The following is a 25,776-nucleotide window of genomic DNA, read 5'->3' on the forward strand; positions in this document are numbered from 1 at the left end:
AGAATACTGAGCGATCGAGATAAAATAGGAATACTTTCAGGAGGTGAATCCTGTGACCGCCTCAATTACGTTACAACTTCCAGAACGACTCTATCAACGTTTGGTCAGCACTGCTCAAGCAACTCAGCAGCCATTGGAAGCTGTCATTCTCCATGCGCTAGAAGTCGGAAGCCCTCCAGATTGGGATGACGTTCCCGAAGAATTTCAGGTGGACTTAGCTGCTCTCGATCGATTAGACGACAATGCACTCTGGTCGATCGCCCGGAGCCATCAACATTCACCTGACACAGCCCGGTATGATGAATTGCTCGAACTCAATCGAGAAAGCAGCTTGAGTGATACTGAAAAACTTGAACTTGCTCAACTCAGACAAACAGCCGATGCTTTCATGCTTCGTAAAGCCCATGCAGCAACGCTCTTGCGCTGGCGCGGACACCTGATCCCAACGCCTTAAAAATTTGTGTCAAACTACATTCCAGTTGAGCTACGAAATCAGATTGAAATCAGCGATCGCGGTCGGTGCTGCTACTGTTTGACTCAAGCAGTCAACAGTGGAATTGATCTATCCTTTGATCACATTCTTCCACGCTCAAAGGGAGGAAAAACAGTCTTTGAAAATGTCTGCCTTGCTTGTCGAGCCTGCAACGAATTCAAATCAGATACGACAGAATCTACTGACCCACTCACTGCAACCACCGTTCCCTTGTTCAATCCACGCTGTCAAAACTGGAATGATCACTTTACCTGGAGTGAGGATGGTACAACTGTCGAAGGGCTAACTGTAGTTGGGCGATCGACGATTTTGGCATTGCAGATGAATCGAGCAATTATTCGAGTCGCTCGAAAACGTTGGGTATCGAGTGGATGGCATCCACCTAAAGATTGAGGCAGACAAATACCCAGCAGAGACTCGATCACTTAATGCGACGTGGTTTTAAGCAGTTGAAGAACTTTCGGCATCGGGAGAATGTGCAAAGAGTTTGTTCAGAATAGGCGAATTGATGAAGTCTTGGGCAAATTACTGACGTTACTGAGTCGGGGGGAATACTGTATCAGTATGTGCTGAGATCCCCCTAGGCAACATGAGTAAAAAAGAACTAAGTGAAGCTGATATTTGCGATCGCTACATTACCCCATCAATCCACAATGCAGGCTGGAAAAAGAGCCAGATTCGACGCGAGTATTACTTCACAGACGGTCAGATGCTCGTTCGGGGTCAGATGACCGGACGGGGAAAACGGAAGTTTGCAGACTATCTGTTGTTTTATCAAACGAATCAGCCGATCGCGATTATTGAGGCGAAGGACAATAACCATAGCGTTCGAGCGGGGATGCAGCAGGCACTTGCCTATGCCGAGGTGTTGGAGGTTCCCTTTGTGTTTTCTTCTAATGGGGACGGGTTTGTGCTGCACGATCGCAGTGGGACTTATGCTCAAGTCGAACAAGATATTAGCCTGGATGCGTTTCCGTCACCAGATGAGCTATGGGAGCGCTATAAGCAGTGGAAGCAGCTTCAGGATGCGAATGAAGCGTTGCTGAGTTCGTCGTATTTTGTGGAGATTGGTGGGAAAGAGCCTCGGTATTATCAGCAGCTTGCGGTGAATCGGACGATCGAAGCGATCGCACGGGGTCAAAAGCGGTGTTTGCTAGTGATGGCGACTGGAGCCGGAAAGACTTATACCGTTTTCAATATCATCTGGCGACTCTGGAAAACGAAGGTGGCAAAGCGGATTTTATTTCTTGCCGATCGCAATGCGCTGGTAGACCAGACGATCGTGAATGATTTTCGTCCCTTTGGTGAGGTGATGACGAAGCTCGATCGCAGGCTCGTCGATGAAACGGGACGGATGAATACGTCTTACGAGATTTATCTGGGTTTGTATCAGGCGATTATTGGTCATGAGGAGCGCGACAACCTTTACGAAAAGTTCGATCGTGATTTCTTCGATTTGGTGGTGATTGATGAGTGTCATCGAGGCAGCGCGGCAGAAGATTCCAATTGGCGGCAGGTGCTGGATTATTTTTCAGATGCAATTCAGGTCGGGCTGACTGCAACACCCAAGGAAACGAAGTACGTCTCGAATATTGATTATTTTGGGGAGCCGATTTTCCAATACTCGTTGAAACAGGGGATCGAGGATGGGTTTCTGGCTCCGTTTCGAGTGGTGCGAGTCAATTTGGATAAAGATCTGGACGGATGGACACCTGAAGCTGGAGAATCCGACGATTTGGGGCAGTTGATTGAGGAACGGGAATATAACCTGCGGGACTACGATCGCACGATTTTCTTCAAACAGCGGACTGAGTTGGTGGCGGAATATGTGAGCCAATTTCTGCATGAGGGTGATCCGATGCGGAAGACGATCGTGTTTTGTGAAAATATTTTCCATGCGGAACAGATGCGAAGCGCGATCGCGAACGTGGATTTGAACCGGGAATTGGTTCAGAAAGATCATCGCTACGTTATGCAGATTACGGGCGATGAGAAGGAAGGGAAGGCGCAATTGGATAACTTTATCAATCCGAAAGAAGCTTATCCAGTGATTGCGACGACCTCGAAGTTGATGACGACTGGGGTGGATGCTCAGACGTGTCAGGTGATTGTGCTCGATCGACGGATTCAATCGATGACGGAGTTTAAGCAGATCATTGGGCGGGGCACTCGGTTGCGTCCTGATTATGGCAAGAATTACTTCACGATTATTGATTTTCGCGGGGCGACTCAGCTTTTTGAAGACAAGGATTGGGATGGGCCACCGATTCAAGATCAGGAATTTGGTCAGGGGGGACGATCGACGGATTCTCAATCCGAGGGTGAAGAAAATGGCGGAAATGAGACAGAGACGAGAGAGCAACTGAAGTATCAGGTGAGTCGCCAAGAGTTTCAAGTTGCGAGGGAGCGGGTGAGCTACTACGGCAAAAATGGTGAACTGACCACGGAATCGCTGAAAGACTATACTCGCCGTACTGTGAGTGAGACTTATCAGTCGCTCGATCGCTTTTTGACCAAGTGGCATGAAGTCGATCGTAAGCAAGCGATTCTCGATGAGTTGAGAGAGCATGGCGTGATTGTGGAAGCCCTAGAAGAGATGGTGGGCAAGGATTATGACTTGTTTGATTTGGTTTGCTATGTGGCGTTCGATCGTCCACCTTTAACCCGGAAGGAACGGGCGGAGAAGGTTCGCAAGCGGGATGTGTTTGCCAAGTACAGTGGAGCGGCGCGATCGGTGTTGGATGCGTTGCTGGATAAGTATGCAGATCAGGGCGTGATCTCGATCGAGGATGGAACGGTTTTACAGCTTGATCCGTTTACCCAGATGGGGACGACGGTGGAATTGGTCAGAAGCTTTGGAGGGAAGCAACAATACAAAGCTGCTGTTCGGGAATTGGCGCAACTGCTGTACGAAGATCAGGGCGCTTGAGCTTTTTGACCGATTTGGGGTACAACTGTCTCTTAGTCTGCAAGGGAGAACAGTTGTATGTCGCTAAGTGCCACCATCAAATCGATTCAAGACATCATGCGAAAAGATGTGGGGGTGGATGGCGATGCTCAACGGATCGGGCAGTTGGGCTGGATGCTGTTTTACAAGATTTTTAGCGATCAGGATGCGGAGTTAGAAATCAATGAAGAGGATTATGAGTCTCCGATTCCGTTAAATTTGCGCTGGCATGAGTGGGCAGACAGCGATCGATTGGGAAAGAATGCGCTGACTGGGAAGGATTTGCTGGAGTTGATTGATGGGCAATTGTTTCCCAAGCTTAAAACCTTGGAGGTGGATGAGCTAGAGGGTGTTGCTAGAGAGCGAGCGTTATTGCTGCGGAGTGTGTTTGAGGATGCCTACAACTACATGAAGTCGGGGACGCTGCTGCGGCAGGTCGTGGATAAGATTAACGAAAGCATCGATTTTAATCAGTCTAAGACGCGGCATTTGTTTGGGGATCTGTATGAGCAGATTTTGAAGGATCTCCAGAGTGCGGGGAATGCGGGTGAGTTTTATACGCCGCGTGCGGTGACTCAGTTTGCGATCGATATGGTCGATCCGAAGTTAGGGGAAAAGGTGCTTGATCCGGCGTGTGGGACGGGTGGTTTTTTGACTTATGCGTATGAGCATTTGAAGCAGCAGGCGAAGTCTACGAAGGATTTGGAGTTGGCGAAACGTAGCATTCTGGGGGTCGAGAAGAAGCAATTGCCTCATCTGCTTTGTGTGACAAATATGATGGTGCATGGGATTGAGGTTCCGACGAATGTGCGTCACGACAATACGCTGCGTAAACCGCTGCGAGATTATGGGCGTGAGGATCAGGTGGATGTGGTGGTGACGAATCCTCCGTTTGGTGGGATGGAGGAGGATGGGATTGAGCGGGGCTTTCCGAGTGAGTTTCAGACGCGGGAGACGGCGGATCTGTTTTTGGTGCTGGTGATGGAGTTGTTGAAGCCGGGAGGGAGAGCGGCGATCGTGCTTCCGGATGGGACGTTGTTTGGGGAGGGGATTAAGACTCGGATTAAGGAGAAGCTGCTGCGCGATTGTAATTTGCATACGATCGTGCGGTTGCCGAATGGGGTGTTTAGTCCTTACACCAGTATTCGCACGAATGTTTTGTTTTTTACGAAGGGGGAGCCGACGACTGAGGTTTGGTATTATGAGCATCCTTATCCGCCAGGAGCAAAGTCGTACTCGAAGACGAAGCCGATGAAGATTCAGGAGTTTGATGCTGAGAAGGCTTGGTGGAACGATCGGCAGGAGTCGGAGTTGGCTTGGAAGGTGTCGATCGAGACGATTGCGGCGAATGGTTACAACTTGGACATCAAGAACCCGAATGCGATCGCAGACAGTCATGAAGATCCATTGGTGCTGCTAAAGCAATATCAGGAGGCGGCGGCAATGGCAGATCAGGCGAGACTTGACCTCAAGACCGCACTAGAATTGTGTTTAGAGTCGTCAACGGAGTCAAGATGATTTGACTTCAGAAACAAGTTTTTGTTATCGCAAAATGTCATGAGTTATTTGATAGCACTTAGTGAGAGCCAAACGCATGAATGCAATTGAATTTCAAACCACGATTAAGGACGGAAGAATCGAAATTCCTGAGCGGTATAAGCAGGAATTTGGACAGCAAAGTAATGTAAAAGTCGTTGTTATTAAGCAAATTGAGAAGGGGGAGCCAAGAAATATTTTGGAAAAGTTGCTTGAAAATCCAATTCGTATTGAAGGTTTTGCTCCGCTAACACGAGATGAGATCTATGAGCGGTAGTCAAAATTCGCCAACTTGTTTTGTAGATTCAAACATTTGGCTATATGCTTTGATTCAAAATCAGGATGTTAAAAAGCATGAGATCGCGAATCAGCTTGTTCAATCAGGAGCCATCGTTATTAGTACGCAAGTTATTAACGAGGTTTGCATCAACTTAATTAGGAAAGCTGCTTTTTCTGAGCAGCAGATTTACGAAGTGGTAAATGCTTTCTATCAGATGTATACAGTGATAGAGCCAGGAATAGAGATTTTATTGAACGCTTCTAATCTCAGAAATAATTACCGATTGTCTTTTTGGGATAGTTTAGTTGTTGCATCGGCACTTCACGCGGAAGTCGGCATTCTGATTTCTGAAGATATGCAAAGTGGATTGGTGATTGAAGAAAAACTTGAAATCATGAATCCTTTTTTGTAAAGCGATTTTCTTAAAATTTAAGAATGGAAGTGAAGGTATATGGAAGGATTAAATGGGATGGACATGATGTTAGGAGGGTTAGCGATCGCTATTTTGGCAGGAGGGCTATTTATGCTGGTTTCGGGTGTTTGGTCTGCACGGGATAAATAAGCACAATGGATTTCAAAACTTTTCTAGAACACTTTGACACGATCGCTCAAGCACCCAACGGAATTGCAAAACTACGATCGCTCATTCTCAATTTAGCAGTGCGGGGAAAATTAGTCCCACAAAGTCCAGAAGATGAACCTGCAACCGAGCTACTAAAGCAAGTTCAAGAAATTAGAAAAGCTAAAAAGATAGCTTCAAAAAAATCAGAAAAACTAGAAATACCCGAAAACTGGAGCCTACCTGCGGGATGGGTTTGGACTTGTTTACAGGAATTAGGCGAGATTAATCCCAAAAATGATTTACCTGATGAGATGGAAGTTGGCTTTGTACCAATGACCTTAATTCCAACTGATTATAGGCAGCCTGTTGACTATGAAAAACGGCAATGGAGCGGGATTAAGAAGGGGTTCACACATTTTGCCAATGGTGATGTAGGCGTAGCAAAAATTACTCCTTGCTTTCAAAATAAAAAGTCTACCGTTTTCTCAAATCTTCCTAATCATTATGGAGCAGGAACAACTGAGCTTTTGATATTTCGTTCCTTGTTAGGAGCAATAGATCCTAGATATGTCTTGATATTTCTAAAAACTCCATCGTTTATTGACGAGGGTGTTCTTAGAATGACAGGAACAGCAGGTCAGCAACGAGTTCCTCGTGATTATTTTGCTGGCTGTGCTTTTCCACTTCCTCCTCTAGCTGAACAGAAACGGATTGTTGAGAAGGTGGATGAGTTGATGGCGTTGTGCGATCGCTACCAACAATCCCAAGAAACGCAAGACAAGCTGCGGCAAAAACTGAGGGGAAGTGCGATCGCTTCTCTCATGAATGCCGAAACCGATGAGGAATTGCAGAAAAGTTGGTCGATCGTTCGTGATAATTGGCGATCGCTCAGCCAAAAGCCGGAAGATGTGGGAGATTTACGTCGATCGATTTTGGAGTTGGCAGTAAGAGGTAAACTAACTGCTCAAGATACTACAGATCAATCTGCTTTTCTTGTAGCTAATCAAATAAAGCACAAAAAGAACCATACTACTAAATCAAAACAAGCTGAGAAAGCTGTAAACTTTCCATTTGAAATTCCGTCTAACTGGATTTGGTTGAAAATAAATGATTTTTATGATGTTTCAGGCGGAATTCAGAAAACACCTAAAAGAGCGCCTATATCCAATTATTTTCCCTATCTCCGAGTAGCTAATGTTCAAAGAGGCTACTTAGACTTAGACGAGATTGAATACTTTGAACTTCTAGATGGTGAACTTGAAAGGTGGCATCTAGAATCAGGCGATTTGCTGATTGTTGAAGGAAATGGGAGCGAAAAAGAAATTGGTAGATGTGCAATTTGGAATGATCAAATAAAGCAATGTGTCCACCAGAATCATATTATTCGAGCAAGACCAATTGCTCATGATAGTCAATCTTTTACACTCATGTTTCTTAATTCCCCTAGCGGAATGGCTGAGATGAGAAGCTTAGCAATTACGACGAGTGGGCTTTATAGCTTGAGTGTTGGCAAAATTCGCGAAATTTTTGTTCCATTTCCTCCTCTAGCAGAACAGAAACGGATTGTTGCCAAAGTAGATGAATTGATGCAGATGTGCGATCTACTTGAAGAAAACCTTTGCCAGACCCAACAACGGGTAGAAGCTCTCGCTGCTTCCGCGATCAACCACCTGACAGTCTAAGAGAGTATTTGAAACATATCAACAGTTTCCTCGCTCCGTTCTATCTCGCCCTGGAATAGAATTCCGGGCTAACCATGCGAAGTCCTTTGAAAAGGACTAAAGACCCCATTCTGATTGGCTGTTAGTCCCTTCAGGGACTTCGTTCAACTAGCCCTGGAATTTCATTCCGGGGGCGGGTGAATGCGATGAACGATCTGACTCGATCGCCCTGCTCATCCAATTTGTTGCTGTCTAGCTTTCTGTCTAAATAATAAAAACCGACAGTCTTCCTGAGAAATCTGTCGGCCAGTCGTGTGTTCCCTGTTGATGACTCGGCTAAAGTTGAGTCTTCTACAGTATGTCTGTGGTTAATGATACTGTGAGTGATCGAGATCACACAAGTGGATGATTCTAATCATCGATAGATTAATGTCCGCTCATCGCTGCATCGAATCGACGGTTAATCTCTTCCCAATTCAAGACATTCCACCAAGCATTGAGATATTCCGGTCGTCGGTTCTGATACTTCAAATAGTAAGCATGTTCCCAAACGTCATTTCCCATAATCGGCGTATGACCCTCTATCAATGGGCTATCTTGATTTGGCGTTGAAAGAATTTGCAAATCGCCCTGCTGCGATCGCACGAGCCAAACCCAACCGCTACCAAAACGTTTTGTGCCTGCGTCGTTAAACTGCTGCTTAAAGGCATCAAAACTACCGAAGGAATTATTAATCGCTTCAGAAATTGCTCCAGTCGGTGCGCCGCTACCATTTGCACCCATAATTTCCCAGAACATCGTATGGTTCACATGCCCACCCGCATTATTGCGAACAGTAGTACGAACATCTTCCGGGACTCGATCGAGGTGAGTCACGAGATCCTCAACAGACATACTTTGCAAGTCGCTGTATTTCTCGATCGCTGCGTTCAAGTTATTCACATAAGCGGCATGGTGCTTATCGTGATGGAGTTGCATCGTCGTTGCATCAATGTAAGGCTCCAACGCATCGTAAGCATAAGGTAACGGTTTCAGTTCAAAAGCCATGATTTGAATCTCTCCAATGAATTGTCCGAAAACTTGTTGGCTGAAGTGACAAGTCAGCTTTAATATCTAAATCATAGTCATTCTGATTTTGAGTTGCATTAGTAAATCCGAAATTCTAGGGCGGGTTAACCGTACAATTAGGGGCAAAAAGCCTTTTGAATCCGAAGATTTTAGAAAATGCTGACGACATCTATCTTGATACTGATTCTCATTAAAAAAAGGGGCGTTTGCCCCTAACATGGATAATTCTTGATTTCTACAAACTTCGCTCAGTCGTTTCAGCGAAACGTCTCAACAATGCGGACAAAGAACTCGACACCCATCCCCAATACCGTTTCATCAAAATCGAATCGAGGATGGTGGTGTGGAAAATCTAATCCTTTCTCTGAATTAGCCGATCCTAAGAAGAAATAGCAGCCTGGAACTTCTTGCAGAAAGAACGCCATATCTTCGCCCCCCATCGTTTGGCAATCCGGCACAACTCCTAAGGGCGATTCGATCACCGTTTCCGCGATCGACCGAACTAAATCTGCGATCGCGCCATCATTAATCACAGGCGGATACAGTACGTCATAGTTGAATTCATACGTTGCGCCATGTGCCTGACAAATTCCGGCGACAATCTGTTCAATTCGTTGCGCAAAATATCCCGCATATTTGGGGTTAAAGTAGCGGACTGTGCCTCTGAGCCGCGCTGAAGCCGCAATCACATTACAAGCTGTCCCAGAATGGAATTCACCGACCGTCACGACTGCTGAATCGATCGGATCAACGTTCCGCGCCACGATCGTTTGCAGCGTATTCACGATTTGAGCACCGACCAAAACAGAATCGATCGTTTGTTGTGGAATTGCACCATGTCCGCCTTTCCCAACGATCGTGAAGTCAAACGTTTCCACGGCTGCCATCAATGCCCCAGTCCGCACACCCACCATTCCCAAGGGCAAATTATTCCAAATATGCAATCCGACGATCGCATCGACATCTGGTTTTTTGAGAACCCCGGCTTCAATCATCGGTTTTGCACCCCCTGGTCCTTCTTCAGCGGGTTGGAAAATGATTTTTACCGTGCCTGAAAAATCACGATGTTGCGACAGATAATAAGCCGTTCCAAGCGCGATCGTCACATGTCCATCATGTCCGCAAGCGTGCATCAGTCCATCATGCTGCGACTTATAGGGCACATCATTTTGCTCTTGAATTGGCAACGCATCCATATCGGCTCGAATTGCCAAGACTCGACCCGGACGATTTCCTGCGATCGTGGCGACAATTCCGGTTTTTGCAATTCCGGTTTCGTGTGGAATCTGCCATTCCTGAAGTTTTTGGGTGATAAATTCAGCCGTTAATTGTTCGCGAAAGCCGAGTTCAGGACGTTGATGAAGTTGTCTGCGCCAGGTGACGAGTTGAGCTTGCAGCGATCGAATTTCCAGTCGAATTTGTGAAACATCGACTGAAGGTGAACTTAGGAAAGTAGAAACCATGATAGGAAAAACCTTTTTCGTGATAGAAAAACTCTAAGCTTAGACTTCCACTATCGCAAACTTCACTCCTGATGGGATCGTGCCCTAAAAATAGAAGCCGGATTTTTCTGAAAAATCCGGCTTCTAGCAGCTCTAGTAGTTCATCACAAAATCTGTAGAGGATAAGGAGCAAGCTAAGCCTGGTTTCTCCCCACTCCCCATCTCCCCACTCCGCTTACACTTTCTCAGCCAAGCGATAAGCACTCGTCAATTTCTCAAGTTGCTGCACCAACAAACTCAAGAACAAGCCTACATCGGTCACAACGCCAACCGATTCAACCGAACCGCGATCGCTGAGTTTCGTCACAACTGCTGGATTGATATCAACACACACCATCTTCACGCCCGATGGGGTCATATTGCCTACCCCGATCGAATGCAACATCGAAGACAACATCAAAATCATGTCTGCGCCTTCAATCAAACGCGCATAATCTTGCTGTGCTTCGATCAGATCCATCTTCGTATCGGGCAATGGACCGTCATCACGAATCGATCCAGCAAGCGAGAATGGAATATCATTCCGAACGCATTCGTACAAGATGCCACTCTTGAGCACACCTGCTTCCACAGTTTTGGCAATGCTACCGTAGCGCCGGACTGTGTTGATCACTTTCAAGTGATGGCGATGCCCACCTCGGACAGAAACCCCTCGTTTCATATCCACACCGAGCGATGTCCCGAGCAATGATTGCTCCATGTCGTGAACTGCGATCGCATTGCCACCGAGCAATGCCTGCACATAGCCTTCTCGAATCAATTTCGCCAAGTGTTCGCCGCCGCCTGTATGAATCACAACAGGGCCTGCTGTCACCACAACTCGACCACCTTGATCGCGAATTTGCCGCAATTCCCAAGCAATCTGCTCAACGACTAATTCGACGCGCCGCTCACTCGAAACGCCTGCACCCATAAAGCTAAATTCTTGAGTGTTGCGCTGATCGCGAGTGCTCGTCTTCCGAATCGTGCGAATGCCTTCAACTCCGACGACAACGCGATCGTCGGTCGTCAAATCTCGCAGTAATTTACACTGAGCACTTTTACCATCGGCGGAAACTGCGATCGCACCATCCATTCTCTGACGATCAACTCTCACCCATTCGCAATTCACCCGAACCTCAGTCGGATAAATCGTCGTCACATAGAAATCATCCGGTGCAACGCCATCTTGAACCACTGCCTCAAGTTCAGCATCACAGACTTCGGTTGGACGCGGCAAGGCTCCTAAATCGATCAACTGTGACATGATCGTTTCCATCAGATCATGCGACGGAGCCGATACCTTCACTTCCGCAGAAGACGTACTTTGACGCTGTGTTCCCAAGCTGAAATTCAAGACCTGGAAGCTTCCCCCCGCTTCAACAATCACATCCAATGCTCGGTTGATCAGACCCGAATCGAGCAAGTGACCTTCAAGCTGCACCACTCGGCTCTCGATCGTTGCCACCGCATGAAGTTCCACCCGGACAGGTTCAGTCACCCGTAAGGTCAAACATTTTGCGGCTCCTCCAGCTTTGAGAAATTCTGTCAGCGGCGTTTCTAGCACTGTAAATCCGGCATCTGCTAAGCGCTGTTTTAGTTCAGCACTCGCTTTATTCATAATCACAATATGATCGAGATTCACCGCATTACACGCGAAATTCACCGCATCAGGTTCTGCAATCGCGATGCGTTTCTCAGCGGGAACTCGCATCTCAATCAAGCGATTAGAATACGCATCAAACGCAGGCGGATAGTAAAGCAAATAGCCATTGCTCAACGGACAGAAGCAAGTATCTAAGTGATAAAAGCGCTCATCCATTAAGCGCAGGGATAACACTTCGACATCCAGCCATTTTGCCAAGTAAGGATGTGAATCCAATTCAGACCGGAAGCCATACCCCGCCCAAAGCCAGCGTCCTTCACGATCGAACAAAGCATCGCCCGCGCCTTCAAACGGCAGTTCTGGCGGAAGCTCGTACACGGTGAACCCATTGTTCTCGAACCATTCTTTGAAAAAGGGTTCTTCTCCCTGCCGTTCCTTGTGATAAAAACGACTCAAGACAGCCGTATCTCCTAGTACTAAACCCGCATTAGCGGTAAAGACCATATCGGGGACACCTTTTTGTGGCGTGACCAGATCCACGATCGCATGTTGCTTGATCAAGTCATGCAAACCGTGCCATTGTTCTACTGCGCGATCGCGCGACGACTTGTGAATATTCCCTTCCATCCACGGATTAATCACATAATCCACATCGTAATGGTCAGGAGCACACATCAAAATCCGAATCGAAGATGTCATAGAGAAAAATCTGGGTAAATGTGTATTCTGGGGTGTCCCTCAATGAATGAGAGTGTGCACCCCAAGGTTGTCTCGATGTTGTATCGATGACTACAGGACATCCTGGGCTAACGTCGAACTTGTAGCGGCAGACATTCGATCCATTCTAGGAACAAAGGGAACGCTTAATTCCTAAAATGTGTCAGCAAACGATGAACTCATGAAGAGAGGCTTAATGCGATCGTAGCGCTCACAAACTGCATTAGCCAACCTTCTCGTGCTCAACGACGGCAAGATATTCCGAAAATAATTTAAATTAAAAAGAGCATTCCGAATCTCAGAACGCTCGCAAACCAGAAACGAAGTTAACGCTTTGAGATGAAATGCACCCAGAACTGATGATCTGTACAGCAAGTTTGATAGATCAGATTGTAAGAATAAGTCAGTCCTGCACCTGTGGTGTAGATATCGTAGTGGCTGAGTTCAGGATTTGGATCAAACATTAATTCACCATACGGATCATTGACGATAAAGCCTTTTTCGTTGTAGCCAATGATGCAAATGATATGTCCGGATGGAGTAAAGTAACCATGCACGATCGCTGGATTGCCCTGAGCTAACCATTCCTTAACTTGCTCAAAGCTTGCAGTTTGCGTGAAGCGATCGTGGCAGCCATAATCTTCAGCGACTTGAGCGATCGTTGCGGGTTCATGGCGATCTAAATTCTTTTCAGTGCAATAGCGATCGAGTTCATCAGGAAAGCGGATACTTGGATTACGCGGAGGAACTCGGAAGTAAGACAGCACCATTGCAAGACTTGTAACATTGCAAGTTCCGTACGGATTATCGGAGTTATCTAACTGATCGAGATAAGGTACGGCTAAACGAGTGGCTTGCGGAAAGTTCACCTTTCCATCTTTGAGAATGACCGCATGACGTTGGAAGATCATCCAGGTTTTTTGACCTTGAAACGATCGATCAGCAAACGTAACTTTGAGATGGTCTGCAACAACAGTAAACGAGCTAATCTCTAAAACCGTTTCGGCTGCGATCGACTGTTTCTGATCAGCAGGAAGCTTGCTAGAGTCGATGGGCTGCTGCTTGAGCACTGAATTGACTAAGACTTTGAGTTGTAGCATCTGACGCTCCTGACAAATGGTTGCCTGTGACAACAGGGAGACGCGATCGGTTTGCGGATGAAACAAAAAAAAAGATAGAGAAAATTTTCCTCAAGGGGTGACAACGAAGCTAGAGAGCAGACTGGATCAAGGAAATGGCATTGAGACCTCGCTGAAAAAAGGGACGTTTTTGCGGCTTGAGTGCCATCAACTTGGTCGCCAGAGTTGACCACAATTGCAAGGGTTCAATCCACAACCTGCCATACAAGCCAATCCAGAAATTGCTATGTCGGTTTCGGGTTCGCTTCGGCTCCTTGACTCGACCGACGTAGCATTGCACTTGCTTTTGGGCGAATGCGTCGTCCCTGAAGCGTTGAGAGCGAATAAGCAATGGCAATCAGAACCAGTAGTGCATTGAATCGGCGTGAATCGGGCATGGCAATCTTCGAGATGATAGCCACCGGATTTGTAGTCTTTGAACAGCGGCTCAATGGAGAAGCGATTAGAGTAAGCTTTCAGAGTTTGTTCGGCACCGACGAGATTGGTCAGCAGATACCAAGCATCAGAATTCGATTGACGGTAGGCGCGTTTTTGGCGCAAGACTAAATTATGCTTGCCGAACCCGCGATTTTGCGTGACTTGAATGTGCAGATATTGCTCAGTGATTCCGGGCGTTTGTGGCAAATCGTCGAGGCGAGTAAACGCATCGCTGTCATTCGGTTTGATGGTCGTACTTTTCGGTAAACGGAACACGAATTTGACTTGTTTTTCCACACACCAAGCAGCAAGCTCGATACTGTGAAACTCACGGTCTCCGAGCAAAATGAAGCGATACTTTTTCAACAGATGAAATACCGGACATAACACTTTTCGTTGTTCAGCCAGCGAACTCTGTCCTTGCTTGTTCAGCCACATCCAGTGCAATGGGATTGCCCGCTTCTGGTATACAAGACTCACCATGATCAAGTTATGGTTTTGCCATTGCGTCCGGTCAACCACCAGGTGAAGCGGAGTTCTACCTGAGTAATGTCGTTTGATCCACTGCTTGACAATCGGAAACCAGATCGCTTGTGGAGTCAGTTGCGGCAGACTCAAGAATCGCTGAATATTCCGCCGTCTGCTCTCAAATAGAATCGGTTGCGGAAACAGGGTCGCTATCCGTTCAATCGTAATTCTTCGCTCTTTTTGCAACAGTTCGACCAAGATTTCTAGCGTCACAAATTGCGCTTCCGTTAATTGCGATTGTAAACAGGTTTGATAGAATGAGGGCAACATCTTTTAGATTGATGGGGTGAAACAAGTGGAATCACCTCATTTTTTCTGTCTCTCAATGCTGCTATCCGGCATCCTTTCTACCGTTCAGTCGTGTCGTCACCCCTTAAGAAAATTTTCTCTATCTTTTCTAAAAGATTGGGAGCGATGACAAGTTCCAACTAGGATTCTTAAGATTGCGTCGCCGAATTGCTACGCAGTATGAGTAACCTTGCTATACAAGAATTCTAATGCTCGGTTCCGTAGATCAGAGGATCGCGCCACAATCATCGATTACATCTGTTGAGTAAACAGATGTAATCTCGTAAAACCGTTACTTGCTAGCTGTTTCCACAGCCGGGGTAGATTCTGGGATGGGATTTGTGGATGAACCAAAGGCAACCCGTAAAAAGGGTGGAGCCAGAAAAGTTGTCAGAATGACCATGATAATAATCGATACCTCCAACGGCTTATCCAAAATGCCGCTAGCTGAGCCGATGCCAGCAAACACTAGACCTACCTCACCTCGAGGGATCATCCCAACCCCGATCGCCACTCGATTGATGCCGGGTTGTCCGAACACTGCCCAACCTGTGATCAGCTTGCCGATAATCGCTACCACCATCAAAAAGATAGCAATCAAGAGACCCGCCCGATTCTCCGGTACTGTCGGGTTCAACACACCGAGGTCGGCACGCGCTCCCACTGTCACAAAGAAGATGGGTACCAGTAAATCGGCGATCGGTTTGATTAATTCATCTAACTCGTTCCGGGCATCGGTTTCATCGAGCACCAAACCCGCTGCAAACGCGCCCAAAATCGCTTCGAGATGAATGGCATTCCCTAAAAATGCCATAAAGAACGCAAAGATGAATGCCGGAATAACAATATTTCCACGGGTTTTGAGCTTATCTACGATCGCTACAAAAGTTTTGTTAAAGATACCCCCCAACAAAATTGAACCCATCAAAAATGCCGTCGCGCTGACAATCAAGTAAATGACATTGGCAACATCAATCTCACCCGTTTTAGCTAAGCTAGCGACGACAGCTAGAACAATAATGCCGAGGACATCATCAATCACTGCTGCGCCAACAATGATTTGCCCTTCTTTGGATTTGAGTTGACCTAGCTCTGACAACACTTTAGAGGTAATGCCGATACTCGTTGCCGTTAATGCGGCTCCCGCAAAAATTGCTGGAATTGCTGCGACATGAAAGAGCATCATTAACCCTGCCGTACCCGCTGCAAAAGGTGCTGCGACTCCGACGCAGGCGACCACCGTGGCTTGAATTCCCACTTCCTTTAGCTGTCGCAGATCGGATTCCAGTCCAATTTCAAACAGCAGAATAATCACGCCGATTTCAGCCAGAACCGAAATCACTTCACTTTGCGACTCAAAGATCCGAGTCATCGCATCCGGTGCTAACTGATTTAATCCTTGCAGCGCTGACATAATCACCGAGTCAGAGGCAGATAGCCCCCCTTCGGGAAAGATCACCAGATGCAATGCCGAAACGCCGACAATCACACCCGCGACCAGTTCCCCCAAAACGGGCGGAAAATCTAATCGCCTAGCGACTTCTGCGCCGAGCTTGCTGGCTAGGTAAATCACCACCAGCGTCAGCAATACGCCAGACAGAATTAGGGGTGAATCTTCAGCAACAGCGGTCGCCAGGAATGGTATTGGAGTCATGAGAGCGGCTATCCCCCCACTAAAAGGATGCAGAATGTTGGACAAAATCATGAATTTAGAACAACGAAGGTTAAGGGTTTGAAAGATTCATCAAACTGCGGACAGTTATGAAAAAAGCAACCGATCGAATCAAAGACTCTCATGCTTTGGATGCGGTTGCCTGGATCGAGACAAGCCTATTAAACCGACAATGAAAGCTATCAAAGAAAATCTAGAATTTTCAAGGGTTCCAGCCTCAAAAATGCACTCTCAATCATTGCCGGAGTCATAGCTTTCAATGAGTAACGGGGGCAAATGAGTGTTGAGATGATCTCAACAGCCCTCTGGTCCACAGAAACTTCTCCCGTACAGTACCTCTGCTTCACAGAGATAGGCAATGCCGGCATAATCGGTGAAAAACGTCAATGCAACTTGATCTGCAATTTTCTCAGCCATCTCCCGAGTTTCGGTGAGGATCTCGAACTTCACATTCGAGTCGGTGTCGGCAGTGTTGGGTTTACCTGTAGAGCGCACGTTGCGACTGCCTTTACCGCCAGTGTCCACCACTGTGTAACCGGTTGCCCCGCATTCCTCAATGATCTTGGCGACCTTTTTCAGCAGAACCTTTTCCGTAACGATGACAAGCTTGTTGGCTTTCTTAGACATATTGGCTGTTTCCTTAAACGATGTACATTAACATGCTGGGTCTGTCGAGCTAAGGGAACACCGACAGACCACGGCCCGTCATTATAGTCCGCCGATCGCTTGGGCGAGACCGACGAAGAACGGGATACATAAGCCGATCGCAATGGGTGTACCGATGGCTGTGGACGCGCCGATATAGGCAGAGGGGTTAGCCGATGGGATACCCGCTCTCAACGTGGGTGGACCTGAGATGTCTGAACTAGAGGAAGCAATGACAGCCAGGATCACGACACCGCCCATGCTGAATCCTGCAACGTAGTGGGCAATCATGCCGAGACCAAAGGCGATTAGCCCATGCACAAACGGTGCTGCCACGCTATACACGACATACCATTGAGCCACCTTGCGCAGTTCGCCAAGTCTTGACCATGCTTCCATGCCCATGACCAACATCAAGATCGAAAGCAAGCCGCGAAAGGCAGGGTCGTAGAAACCTTTATAGACACTCTCTGGTCGGGTGAATATGCCAAGCGCAAGACCTAACAACATTGCTGATAAGGCAGGACCCCGAAGGCTTTCCTCAATGATCGGCCATATCTTGACCCGATTATTCGCAGCCCCTTGATTGCTGAGATACTCCTGCTTGCTGAGATACTCCTCCTCGGTGAGATGCGCCTGTGCAGCCTTCAGCTTCTTCTTGTTGAGATAAATGTTGGCGACCACAATCGCAGTCACGAGGGCGGGGATATCCATGAAGGGATAGAGTGCGCCTGCCCATGCCTCGAATGGCACTTTTTGTTCTTCCAGTACTGTCAGTCCAGCAGCCATCGTGGAGCCACTCACGGCTCCAAACAATCCTCCAGTCGCGATCGCATCGACGACTTTGACCTTTGGCAGCTTCGCCAATGTATAGCGCGCGATGAAGACAACCAGAATCCCTACGACTACTGCACAGATCATGGGTAACACCATGTCCGCCAGGTTGGAGTTACGGATAGCAATGCCACCGGTCAGACCGATTTTGGTGAGCAGCATGAAGACGATGATTGTACAAATCGACTCGGGAATTACCAATTCACTCCCGAGAGCAGCAATGATCATCCCACCAATCAAAAAAGCGAGTGTTGGGGACTGCAACTGCTGCACGAAGTCCATGACAAACAAGGACCAAAAATCCATAAATACCTCCTTCTCCTCTGTTGAGGAGTGTTGCAGTGAATGAACTGAATGAACTTTCAAGAGTTAATCGAGAGTAAGAGTGAGGCGCTTCACTCTTGAAACACCTGTGGCGCACGAAAACCTGTAGTCAGGGCGCTCACAAGGGTCACTCTCCAAAATGAGTCTAAAAATTGAGCCATGTTCCTCTCCAAAAAAGGGACTGAACTGCACGCCGTTGCTCAAGAAAATTGGGCGCAAAAATCCCTAGATCAATCTCATGAATTAATCTCAACAGCGTCTGATTTTGAAGTAGTTGATCAATGTCAGTGGGAAAATCATTGATTTCAATCAATCGATATGATTGACCCCACGAACGATTTGATTAACTATATTCAGTTCAAGTAAATGATTGAAATAACCTTATCGTTATTTCTTGTATTCCGTCTAGTCTTAAATAGATGAAAATCCAAGAAAAACCAAATGGAGCGAATAAGAAAAACCTCTTAATTCGCTCTAGACTTTTGAACAGTATTGATATTTGTTGATAGATTGCCGCTATTTCATGGGCATCTACGAACAGTATTGAATTCGCCCAATCTTGAGTCCTAAGAATATCTATAATTAAGCTTCTTCTTCTATTTTGTAAATCAAGCGAATTGGACAGAATCCAGAGAGACGTTTTGGCGATGAGAGAGAAAAAATAGATGCGCTTCTTATAAATCGATTCAAAGTAGCGCATCTGTTCAACTACTTGGGACAGGCTTCGGTGCAAGCAAACTTTTGAGAGCGTTGGGCATTGCATTCGTTCGGTAATGAAGGGGATTCAATACTAATTTTTAGTATTAGATTTCAATTGAATGCCCTTCACTGGCTCCTGAAGATTAGTTACGTTATTCGTCGTCGTGAGCGAAGCGATTATAGAGGAAATCCAATGCATAGTTTCGCAGTTTGTAATACTCTGGTGTTTCCATCATCCGCCCACGATTTCGAGGACGGCGGAATGGAATCTCCATCACTTCTCCAATGTTTGCCGCAGGTCCGTTAGTCATCATCACTAATTTATCTGCAAGAAATAACGCTTCATCAATGTCGTGCGTAATCATCAACACCGTGCATTTGTGAGTGTTCCAGATCTTCAAAAGTTCTTCTTGCAATTCTTCTTTGGTGATGGCATCTAATGCACCAAATGGCTCATCTAAGATCAAAACTTCTGGACAAATTGCAAGCGCACGGGCGATTGCAACTCGCTGTTTCATCCCGCCTGAGATTTGGGTGGGCTTTTTCTCCATCGCGTCGGCTAGTCCAACCAGTGCCAAAAAGTCTTTGACAATCTGAGTTTTCTCAGATTTGGGCTTGTCAGGATAAACCACGTTGACCCCGAGATAGACGTTTTCAAACACGGTGAGCCAAGGCAGCAGGGCATATCCCTGGAACACAACCATGCGATCGGGACCAGGTTTCTCGATCGGTTTACCTTGTAGCAGAACAGAACCTGTGGTGGGCTTGGAAAATCCGCTCACCATGTTGAGCAAGGTAGATTTTCCACAACCCGAGTGACCGATAACGCAGATGAATTCACCCTGATTAACAGTGAGGTTGACATCTTTCAAAACCGTGTAGTCGCCATTTTTAGTGGGATACACTTTGGAGACTTGATCGATGACGAGAAAGGGATTGGCTGCTCTGGACGCAGAGCTTTGTGCAGATTGTGCCGAAGTCACCATTGTTCTAGATGATTGAGTGGTTTGCATGGTTAGGAGAGGGTTGATGTGCGGAATGAGGTAGCACGGCGGTGTTGCTGCGCGATCGACGGATCGGTGTTCTCTTAATCCTCCAAATCTGGAGGATTAAGAGAATGTGTGGATTCTCGATCGCGCACACCTTAAGCTGCCAGAATGCCTGGAGCTTTTAGCGGAATGTCTGCCATGTAGACATCGTGCTTAATCTTGAGGTGGTTGAGATAGCCGATTGGATCTTCTGCGGTAAAGGTTGTGCCATCAAACAGTTGAATTGGTCCGCGACTGTAGGAAACATCCTCTAGTTCAAGTTCACGAGACGCGATACTAAAGACACTCACCTTACAAATCCGCTCTAGAATTTCCACCCAGTTCCGCGGGAAGGGAATATCGCCCCACCGAGCCAACTGCGTCAGAATCCAAAGATGCTCTGTCCGGCTGGGACGGTTGACCCCTGCTCCAAAGAACTGAGGGTGTGAGTTCTCGCGCGGCGATCCTTTAATGTCACAAGTACTATGGCTGCCATCGCCAAGCCCAATGTAATCCATCTCACAATCGAGATATTGCGGTTGAGACAGAATCGCTTGAACTTCTGGATGATTTTCTGGATTTGCACAATAAGCACAAGCTTCGAGCAGTGCTTTGACGAGGGCAACGTGCGTGTTGGGATAGGTATTTGCCCAATCTTCTCGAACGCCTAGAACCTTACCAGGATGACCATCCCAGATTTCTAAGTCAGTTGCGATCGTATAGCCAATCTTGTCGAGCGAAGCCCGAATGTTCCAAGGTTCACCAATACAGTAACCATCAATGTTTCCAGCTTCTAGCTGAGCAACCATCTGCGCTGGCGGAATGGTTGAAATGGTTAAGTCTTTATCTGGATCGACTCCACCTGCCGCGAGCCAGTAGCGCAAGAGGAGGTTGTGCATCGAAGCCGGGTGAACGACTCCAAAGGTATGACGTTCATCTACACTCTCAAGCAGCATCCGCTTTAGCTCAGCCAAGGTGGTAATGCCTTTGTCAAAGAATCGCTTGTCGAGTGTAATTGCATTCCCATTTCGGGTCATAGTCAAAGCACTGACGACAGGGAGGGGTTCTCCTAATCCCCCGACGGTTAACCAAACAGGCATCCCAGAAGGCATTTGTGCGGCATCTAAATATTTACCAGCAATGCCATCTTGAATGCCGCGCCAGCTTGATTCACGAACTAAGTTGACTTCATCTAAGCCATGATGGGTGAAGAAGCCTTTCTCTTTGGCAATGATCAGGGGAGCCGCAGCTGTGAGCGGGACAAATCCGATTTCAAGATTGATCTTCTCTAAGCCATGACGAGCGATCGCGGTTGTTTTTCTCGCTCTCAGTTTCTTGATTTGCTTTTGCTGATTCAAGAAGTAAATGATTTCACTGCGATAGCTGTAGTAGTTGGGATGATTGACGACTTCCATGCGCTTGCGAGGGCGAGGAATGTCTACTTCCATGATTTGCCCGATTTTTGATTCGGGTCCATTCGTGAGCATGACAATGCGATCGCTCAACAGCAAAGCTTCATCGACATCGTGCGTGACCATGACAGCAGTCACATGACTCTCTTCGCAGATTTTCATCAATTGTTCTTGCAAGTTCCCGCGAGTCAGCGCATCTAACGCACCGAAAGGCTCATCTAGCAGTAAGAGCTTCGGACGAGTTGCCAGCGCCCGTGCGATCGCGACTCGCTGCTTCATTCCGCCAGAAAGCTGATCCGGTGGCTTATCCACGGCATGTCGAAGACCAACTAAATCAATGTGTTCTTCAACAATTTGGTTCCGCTCGACTGCTGAAAGATCTTTCATCACATTGTTAACCGCCAGCGCAATGTTTTGGCGCACGGTCATCCAAGGCAAGAGCGAGTAGTTTTGAAAAACCACCATTTTATCGGGACCAGGGCGCAGGATTTGTTCGCCTTGCAGCATCACGACACCATCTGTCGGTAAATCTAAACCTGCCACCATGTTCAGTAAGGTGGATTTACCACAACCCGAGTGACCAATCAGCGAGATAAATTCGCCCTGCTTAATTTCTAAATCAATTCCCTTCAGTGCAACGTAGTTGCCACCACCTTGAAGGGAAAAGGTCTTTTCAAGACTTTCGACAGTAACAAAGGAAGTCATAACTAAAACCTGGAACGACAGTGGTTAAGTGTTTCAGAACGGGATAGAGAACGATCGCTGGGATAAAAAGTGAAGGATGCAGAGGCGCAAACGTCGGAGAACAAATCCAGTCCTCATCATCCTTCACCTCTTGCTACCGCAGTGGAGCAAGCGCGCTAGTTCTTGGATTACCGTTGGCTTTGCGGCAAGATCTTATTCTGAAGCCATGCCATCAGGTTATCGAGCAACCAACCGACTAAGCCAATGTAAACCAAGGCTAAGATGATTTCACTCACCTGACTGTTCTGATAAGCGTTCCAGATAAAGAAGCCAATCCCCACAATCCCGGACATCACAATCTCTGCTGCAATAATCGCCAACCAAGCCAGACCAATTGCAATTCTCAGTCCAGTAAAGATGTAAGGCAGTGCAGAGGGAATCAAAATCTTGAAGAAGTACTCCGACTTGGGCAATTGCAGCACTTGAGCAACGTTGTTATAGTCCTGCGGAATCTGTCGGACTCCCACTGCGGTGTTGATTAAGATTGGCCAAATCGCAGTAATGAAGATCACGAACAGTGCAGCAGGCTGGTTTTGCTTCAATGCAGCAAGTGCGATCGGAACCCATGCCAAAGGTGGAACGGTTCTTAAGATGTTGAAAATTGGATCGAGACCTTTTGAAAGACGTTTGTTCAATCCAACCAAGATGCCTAAGCTAATGCCTACCACTGCGGCAAACGTATAGCCAACTGCAACCCGTTGCAAGCTGGAGAACACTTGCCAGAATAGCCCTTTGTCTGTGCCACCCTTGTCATAGAACGGGTATAGAATCAAAATCCGAGTTTCTTCAATGACTTTGAAAGGCCCTGGCAAATCGGTCGGCACAATCATGGTCAGAATTTGCCAAAGGGCGAGCAATCCGAACAATGCTCCAATCGGCATCAGAATGTTGTCGAGTGTCTCTTTGGTCTTGTCGTCCCAAGTGAAGGCGGGGAATGTTGTAGATCGCTTCCGGGCGATAGTCATGACGGTTTGCTCCTTATTAACTGCGGTAAGTGTTTAACAAATCAGACAAGTCATTCAAAGTGCGAGATGCACCGATTTAGCAACTACGCTGCTAGCTTCTTAATCTTTAAGCTGTCGAGATAAGCTTTGGGATTCTCTGGGTCAAACTTGACGCCATCGAAGAACTCTTCCACGCCTCGGGATGTACTGGTGGGAATGTCAGCAGAAGCAACTCCTAATTCTTGAGCAGCTTGTTTCCAGAGGTCTTCGCGATTGACTTTATCAATCATTTCTTTCGCTTTGTCTAGCGTGTTTTGTGGCAGGAAGCCCCAACGGACACTTTCGGTTAAGAACCACAGATCATGGCTCTTGTAAGGGTAAGACACGCTGCCTTTGCTATCTTTCCAGTACATCACAGCTAGTGATTTGTCATCGACGGTGCGCTCACCCAAGTTGTATTTGCCCATGAGCGGCTCGATGAGGACGTTCTCTGGAACGTTGAAGTATTCACGGGTAGCGAGGATTTTCGCCATTTCAGTCCGGTTGTTGAAATCATCACACCATTGCTGAGCTTCCATCACGGCTTTGAGCAGTGCTTTGGTTGCTTTAGGATGCTTATCGACCCAGTCTTTGCGAACTGCAAGGTACTCTTCTGGGTGTGCTTTCCAGATTTCTCCGGTCAAGGCAGCAATAAATCCAGTCTTATCAGCAACAATACGAGCGGGCCAGGGGTCGCCTGTACTGAATGCATCCATTGCACCACGTTTCATATCGGCAACGGTTTGTGCAGTCGGTACGGTGAGCAACTCAACATCTTCTACTGGATCAACGCCACCTGCTGCAAGCCAGTAGCGAATCCAAAATTCTTGGTTTGCTTTGGGGAAGGTGTAAGCGGCTTTGAAACGTCCGCCTTGAGACTTCAGACCGCCAAAGAATGCAGTTTGATCGGCGAGTTTCAAGCCGATGTTTTTACCAAGGTGCTTGCTTGCGATCGCAATTCCATTTCCTTGAGTGTTTAATTGCGCCAATACATACATTGGAACTTGAGCGCCATCGGTAATAATGCCTTCAGAAATCAAGTAGGGCATCGGCATTTGCCATTGTCCCCCATCAATTCCGCCGCCACCTGCGCCAATTTTGACGTTATCGCGGGCTGCACCCCAGTTTGCTTGCTTATCGAGCGAAACTTCAGTTAAGCCATGCTTGGCAAAGAAACCTTTTGCCTGAGCGATGATCAGCGGGGCTGCTTCAACGATCGGTAAATAGCCCAATTTGACCGTTTTAACTTCAGGTTCTTCGCCTGCTTTGACGGCAGAACCTACATTAGCAACGGGAGAAGCTTGTAGTCCACCGGTCGTCTGCTCTGGGGGATTTCCTAGACATCCTTTTAATAAGAGCGTAGAAGCAGTAGTTGCTCCTGCTGTTAATAAAAAGTTGCGCCGTGACATCGACGAAAAACGCTTCATATCCAACTCCCAAACATAGATAAATCAACAAATTAAGCGCTCAATTGAGCAAGCGAATCTGATCCAGAGATTCTTGTAATCACTGGAGTTTAGCTATTCAGACTGCGAAAATCTAATGTGCAAATTCAACGACAAAAATTAAGTTGAATTGCTGCATCACACCAAGCAAAAGCAGCCCTTTGAGCTGCAAAAATTAGACCAGCTTTGGCAGTTATTAATCGGTTTAACTCACTTGTTTAAGTCAATCAAACTTGATTAATCTGTTGAATATTAAGATACTCTGAAATTCTGTAAAAAGTCTAGATGTTGAATTGCAAATAAGACCATAAATCTCAAATCTAATAGATGGATTTCAGTCTATAGATTCTCATTCCTGGATAGTAATTACTCCGATAAGTAAAGGATATATTAGTGATGAGTTACAGCTGAAAAAATACTGTTTATTCTGCTGAAATTCCTACTGTGAGAAGACTACGCATGTTTTAAATAATTTGTATATGGCCTAAATTAATAGACTTATTTCTATTTTTTAGAAAGTATCTCTCCTCATCTCATAGGCTCAACTCATTGGAGTTATCAAAATCAAACATACATTGATGAGATTCAATAATGGCATCGATTCTTTGAGATGAATAGATGAAATTAAGGTAATTAATTGGGTTGCTCTATCCATTGAGCGAATCCACAATGAATCATTACTGAAAGCCCTAAAACTGTAAACTTCTGTAAACCTTTATTTGCATCTCAGGTAACGAACTATTGCGGTTAATAACGAAACCGAAAAGTTTTACGCGCTGTCTTTTGACGTAGGGATTTTCCTGAAGACAGCATGACACTGGTGAGAACTGCTTACCGAATGTTGATGTTTAAGAGAAGAACAAAATGATTCGCAGAATGAGAACACTGTTGGCTACAATCGTCCTGTCTGTGGTGTTTCTAACCACATTGATCAGCCAACCTGCATTTGCGGCCGACGCAGCAGCAGGCGGAAAAGTCTTTAATGCAAACTGTGCAGCTTGTCATGCAGGCGGCGGTAACGCAATTAACGGCGCAAAAACTTTAAAGAAAGATGCGCTGACCGCAAATGGCAAAGATACAGTTGAAGCGATCGTTGCTCAAGTGACGAATGGCAAAGGTGCAATGCCCGCATTCAAAGGTCGTCTCAGCGATGACCAAATCCAATCCGTTGCACTCTACGTCTTAGATAAAGCAGAGAAAGGTTGGTAAGCGGATTTTGGAATTCAGGCTTGAATAGAGGGTAAGGTGGAGATCTGTTCCGAATATT

20 protein-coding genes are annotated in these 25,776 nt (G+C 46.6%); 8 read left to right on the top strand and 12 right to left on the bottom strand.

Translation table 11 applies throughout. From position 1 onward, the window contains the following. Window positions 1–52: 52 nt before the first annotated feature. The 7 genes from LEPBO_RS0121680 (at window position 53) to LEPBO_RS0121715 (ending at window position 7,500) form a co-directional block, all read left to right on the top strand. On the top strand, window positions 53–454 hold the full coding sequence (locus tag LEPBO_RS0121680; protein ID WP_036046383.1) for a hypothetical protein: 402 nt from the start codon (window positions 53–55) through the stop codon (window positions 452–454). Between the two features lie 6 nt (window positions 455–460). Next, window positions 461–886: an HNH endonuclease gene (locus LEPBO_RS0121685; protein ID WP_017289679.1), complete on the top strand. Its 426-nt coding sequence runs from the start codon at window positions 461–463 to the stop codon at window positions 884–886. A gap of 196 nt (window positions 887–1,082) precedes the next feature. Beyond that, window positions 1,083–3,422 (top strand): EcoAI/FtnUII family type I restriction enzme subunit R, encoded by a 2,340-nt coding sequence (gene hsdR / locus LEPBO_RS0121690; RefSeq protein ID WP_017289680.1) that lies wholly within the window; start codon window positions 1,083–1,085, stop codon window positions 3,420–3,422. Between the two features lie 57 nt (window positions 3,423–3,479). Further along, entirely contained in the window at window positions 3,480–4,958 is a 1,479-nt protein-coding gene (locus tag LEPBO_RS0121695; protein ID WP_017289681.1) for a type I restriction-modification system subunit M, read from the top strand. A gap of 76 nt (window positions 4,959–5,034) precedes the next feature. Then, window positions 5,035–5,253, top strand: coding sequence for a hypothetical protein (locus tag LEPBO_RS0121700; protein ID WP_017289682.1), 219 nt, complete (start codon window positions 5,035–5,037; stop codon window positions 5,251–5,253). Next, window positions 5,243–5,668 (top strand): PIN domain-containing protein, encoded by a 426-nt coding sequence (locus tag LEPBO_RS0121705; protein WP_017289683.1) that lies wholly within the window; start codon window positions 5,243–5,245, stop codon window positions 5,666–5,668. Before LEPBO_RS0121700 ends, LEPBO_RS0121705 begins: the two co-directional genes overlap by 11 nt. Window positions 5,669–5,916: 248 nt before the next feature. Then, complete coding sequence (locus LEPBO_RS0121715) at window positions 5,917–7,500, top strand: restriction endonuclease subunit S (protein WP_172410455.1); 1,584 nt, start codon at window positions 5,917–5,919, stop codon at window positions 7,498–7,500. 405 nt (window positions 7,501–7,905) lie between these two features. Here the strand turns inward: LEPBO_RS0121715 and LEPBO_RS0121720 are convergent, their stop codons facing one another. From LEPBO_RS0121720 to LEPBO_RS0121790, 12 genes are all read right to left on the bottom strand, one after another. Next, window positions 7,906–8,526, bottom strand: a complete 621-nt coding sequence (locus LEPBO_RS0121720; RefSeq protein WP_017289686.1) for a superoxide dismutase — start codon at window positions 8,524–8,526, stop codon at window positions 7,906–7,908. 278 nt (window positions 8,527–8,804) lie between these two features. Beyond that, entirely contained in the window at window positions 8,805–10,010 is a 1,206-nt protein-coding gene (locus tag LEPBO_RS0121725) for a M20 metallopeptidase family protein (protein ID WP_017289687.1), read from the bottom strand. 214 nt (window positions 10,011–10,224) lie between these two features. Continuing rightward, a complete protein-coding gene (gene argZ, locus LEPBO_RS0121730; RefSeq protein WP_017289688.1) occupies window positions 10,225–12,333 on the bottom strand; it encodes a bifunctional arginine dihydrolase/ornithine cyclodeaminase in 2,109 nt (702 codons plus the stop codon). 344 nt (window positions 12,334–12,677) lie between these two features. Then, window positions 12,678–13,517 carry a C39 family peptidase gene (locus LEPBO_RS0121735; protein WP_197693248.1) on the bottom strand — a complete coding sequence of 280 codons (840 nt, stop codon included), beginning with the start codon at window positions 13,515–13,517 and terminating at the stop codon, window positions 12,678–12,680. A 120-nt stretch (window positions 13,518–13,637) separates the two neighbouring features. Next, the gene (locus tag LEPBO_RS37870) at window positions 13,638–14,705 is read right to left on the bottom strand and encodes an IS4 family transposase (protein ID WP_051077813.1); all 1,068 of its coding nucleotides are present in this window, start codon (window positions 14,703–14,705) and stop codon (window positions 13,638–13,640) included. Window positions 14,706–15,015: 310 nt separating this feature from the next. Then, entirely contained in the window at window positions 15,016–16,377 is a 1,362-nt protein-coding gene (locus LEPBO_RS0121745) for a cation:proton antiporter (RefSeq protein WP_239741203.1), read from the bottom strand. A 312-nt stretch (window positions 16,378–16,689) separates the two neighbouring features. After that, the gene (locus LEPBO_RS0121755) at window positions 16,690–17,022 is read right to left on the bottom strand and encodes a P-II family nitrogen regulator (protein ID WP_017289691.1); all 333 of its coding nucleotides are present in this window, start codon (window positions 17,020–17,022) and stop codon (window positions 16,690–16,692) included. Between the two features lie 81 nt (window positions 17,023–17,103). After that, a complete protein-coding gene (locus LEPBO_RS0121760) occupies window positions 17,104–18,180 on the bottom strand; it encodes a sodium-dependent bicarbonate transport family permease (RefSeq protein WP_026148815.1) in 1,077 nt (358 codons plus the stop codon). A gap of 869 nt (window positions 18,181–19,049) precedes the next feature. After that, on the bottom strand, window positions 19,050–19,883 hold the full coding sequence (locus LEPBO_RS0121775; protein ID WP_017289695.1) for a nitrate ABC transporter ATP-binding protein: 834 nt from the start codon (window positions 19,881–19,883) through the stop codon (window positions 19,050–19,052). 158 nt (window positions 19,884–20,041) lie between these two features. Further along, complete coding sequence (locus tag LEPBO_RS0121780; protein WP_017289696.1) at window positions 20,042–22,042, bottom strand: ABC transporter ATP-binding/substrate-binding protein; 2,001 nt, start codon at window positions 22,040–22,042, stop codon at window positions 20,042–20,044. A gap of 167 nt (window positions 22,043–22,209) precedes the next feature. Further along, complete coding sequence (ntrB, locus tag LEPBO_RS0121785) at window positions 22,210–23,046, bottom strand: nitrate ABC transporter permease (RefSeq protein WP_017289697.1); 837 nt, start codon at window positions 23,044–23,046, stop codon at window positions 22,210–22,212. A gap of 83 nt (window positions 23,047–23,129) precedes the next feature. Continuing rightward, a complete protein-coding gene (locus tag LEPBO_RS0121790) occupies window positions 23,130–24,491 on the bottom strand; it encodes a CmpA/NrtA family ABC transporter substrate-binding protein (protein ID WP_017289698.1) in 1,362 nt (453 codons plus the stop codon). A 906-nt stretch (window positions 24,492–25,397) separates the two neighbouring features. Here LEPBO_RS0121790 and petJ point away from each other — a divergent pair. Further along, a complete protein-coding gene (gene petJ / locus LEPBO_RS0121795) occupies window positions 25,398–25,718 on the top strand; it encodes a cytochrome c6 PetJ (protein WP_316428182.1) in 321 nt (106 codons plus the stop codon). Window positions 25,719–25,776: the final 58 nt, after the last annotated feature.

It is taken from the genome of Leptolyngbya boryana PCC 6306, assembly GCF_000353285.1.
In the GTDB taxonomy this organism is placed as follows: Bacteria; Cyanobacteriota; Cyanobacteriia; order Leptolyngbyales; family Leptolyngbyaceae; genus Leptolyngbya; species Leptolyngbya boryana.

Bases quoted from the DNA above. Each gene is read 5' to 3' on its own strand.
- LEPBO_RS0121720 (WP_017289686.1), bottom strand. From the start codon at position 8,526: ATGGCTTTTGAACTGAAACCGTTACCTTATGCTTACGATGCGTTGGAG.
- hsdR (WP_017289680.1), top strand. From the start codon at position 1,083: ATGAGTAAAAAAGAACTAAGTGAAGCTGATATTTGCGATCGCTACATT.
- LEPBO_RS0121695 (WP_017289681.1), top strand. From the start codon at position 3,480: ATGTCGCTAAGTGCCACCATCAAATCGATTCAAGACATCATGCGAAAA.
- LEPBO_RS0121745 (WP_239741203.1), bottom strand. From the start codon at position 16,377: ATGACTCCAATACCATTCCTGGCGACCGCTGTTGCTGAAGATTCACCC.
- argZ (WP_017289688.1), bottom strand. From the start codon at position 12,333: ATGACATCTTCGATTCGGATTTTGATGTGTGCTCCTGACCATTACGAT.
- LEPBO_RS0121780 (WP_017289696.1), bottom strand. From the start codon at position 22,042: ATGACTTCCTTTGTTACTGTCGAAAGTCTTGAAAAGACCTTTTCCCTT.
- LEPBO_RS0121775 (WP_017289695.1), bottom strand. From the start codon at position 19,883: ATGGTGACTTCGGCACAATCTGCACAAAGCTCTGCGTCCAGAGCAGCC.
- ntrB (WP_017289697.1), bottom strand. From the start codon at position 23,046: ATGACTATCGCCCGGAAGCGATCTACAACATTCCCCGCCTTCACTTGG.
- LEPBO_RS0121725 (WP_017289687.1), bottom strand. From the start codon at position 10,010: ATGGTTTCTACTTTCCTAAGTTCACCTTCAGTCGATGTTTCACAAATT.
- LEPBO_RS0121755 (WP_017289691.1), bottom strand. From the start codon at position 17,022: ATGTCTAAGAAAGCCAACAAGCTTGTCATCGTTACGGAAAAGGTTCTG.
- LEPBO_RS37870 (WP_051077813.1), bottom strand. From the start codon at position 14,705: ATGTTGCCCTCATTCTATCAAACCTGTTTACAATCGCAATTAACGGAA.
- LEPBO_RS0121705 (WP_017289683.1), top strand. From the start codon at position 5,243: ATGAGCGGTAGTCAAAATTCGCCAACTTGTTTTGTAGATTCAAACATT.
- LEPBO_RS0121790 (WP_017289698.1), bottom strand. From the start codon at position 24,491: ATGAAGCGTTTTTCGTCGATGTCACGGCGCAACTTTTTATTAACAGCA.
- LEPBO_RS0121760 (WP_026148815.1), bottom strand. From the start codon at position 18,180: ATGGATTTTTGGTCCTTGTTTGTCATGGACTTCGTGCAGCAGTTGCAG.
- LEPBO_RS0121700 (WP_017289682.1), top strand. From the start codon at position 5,035: ATGAATGCAATTGAATTTCAAACCACGATTAAGGACGGAAGAATCGAA.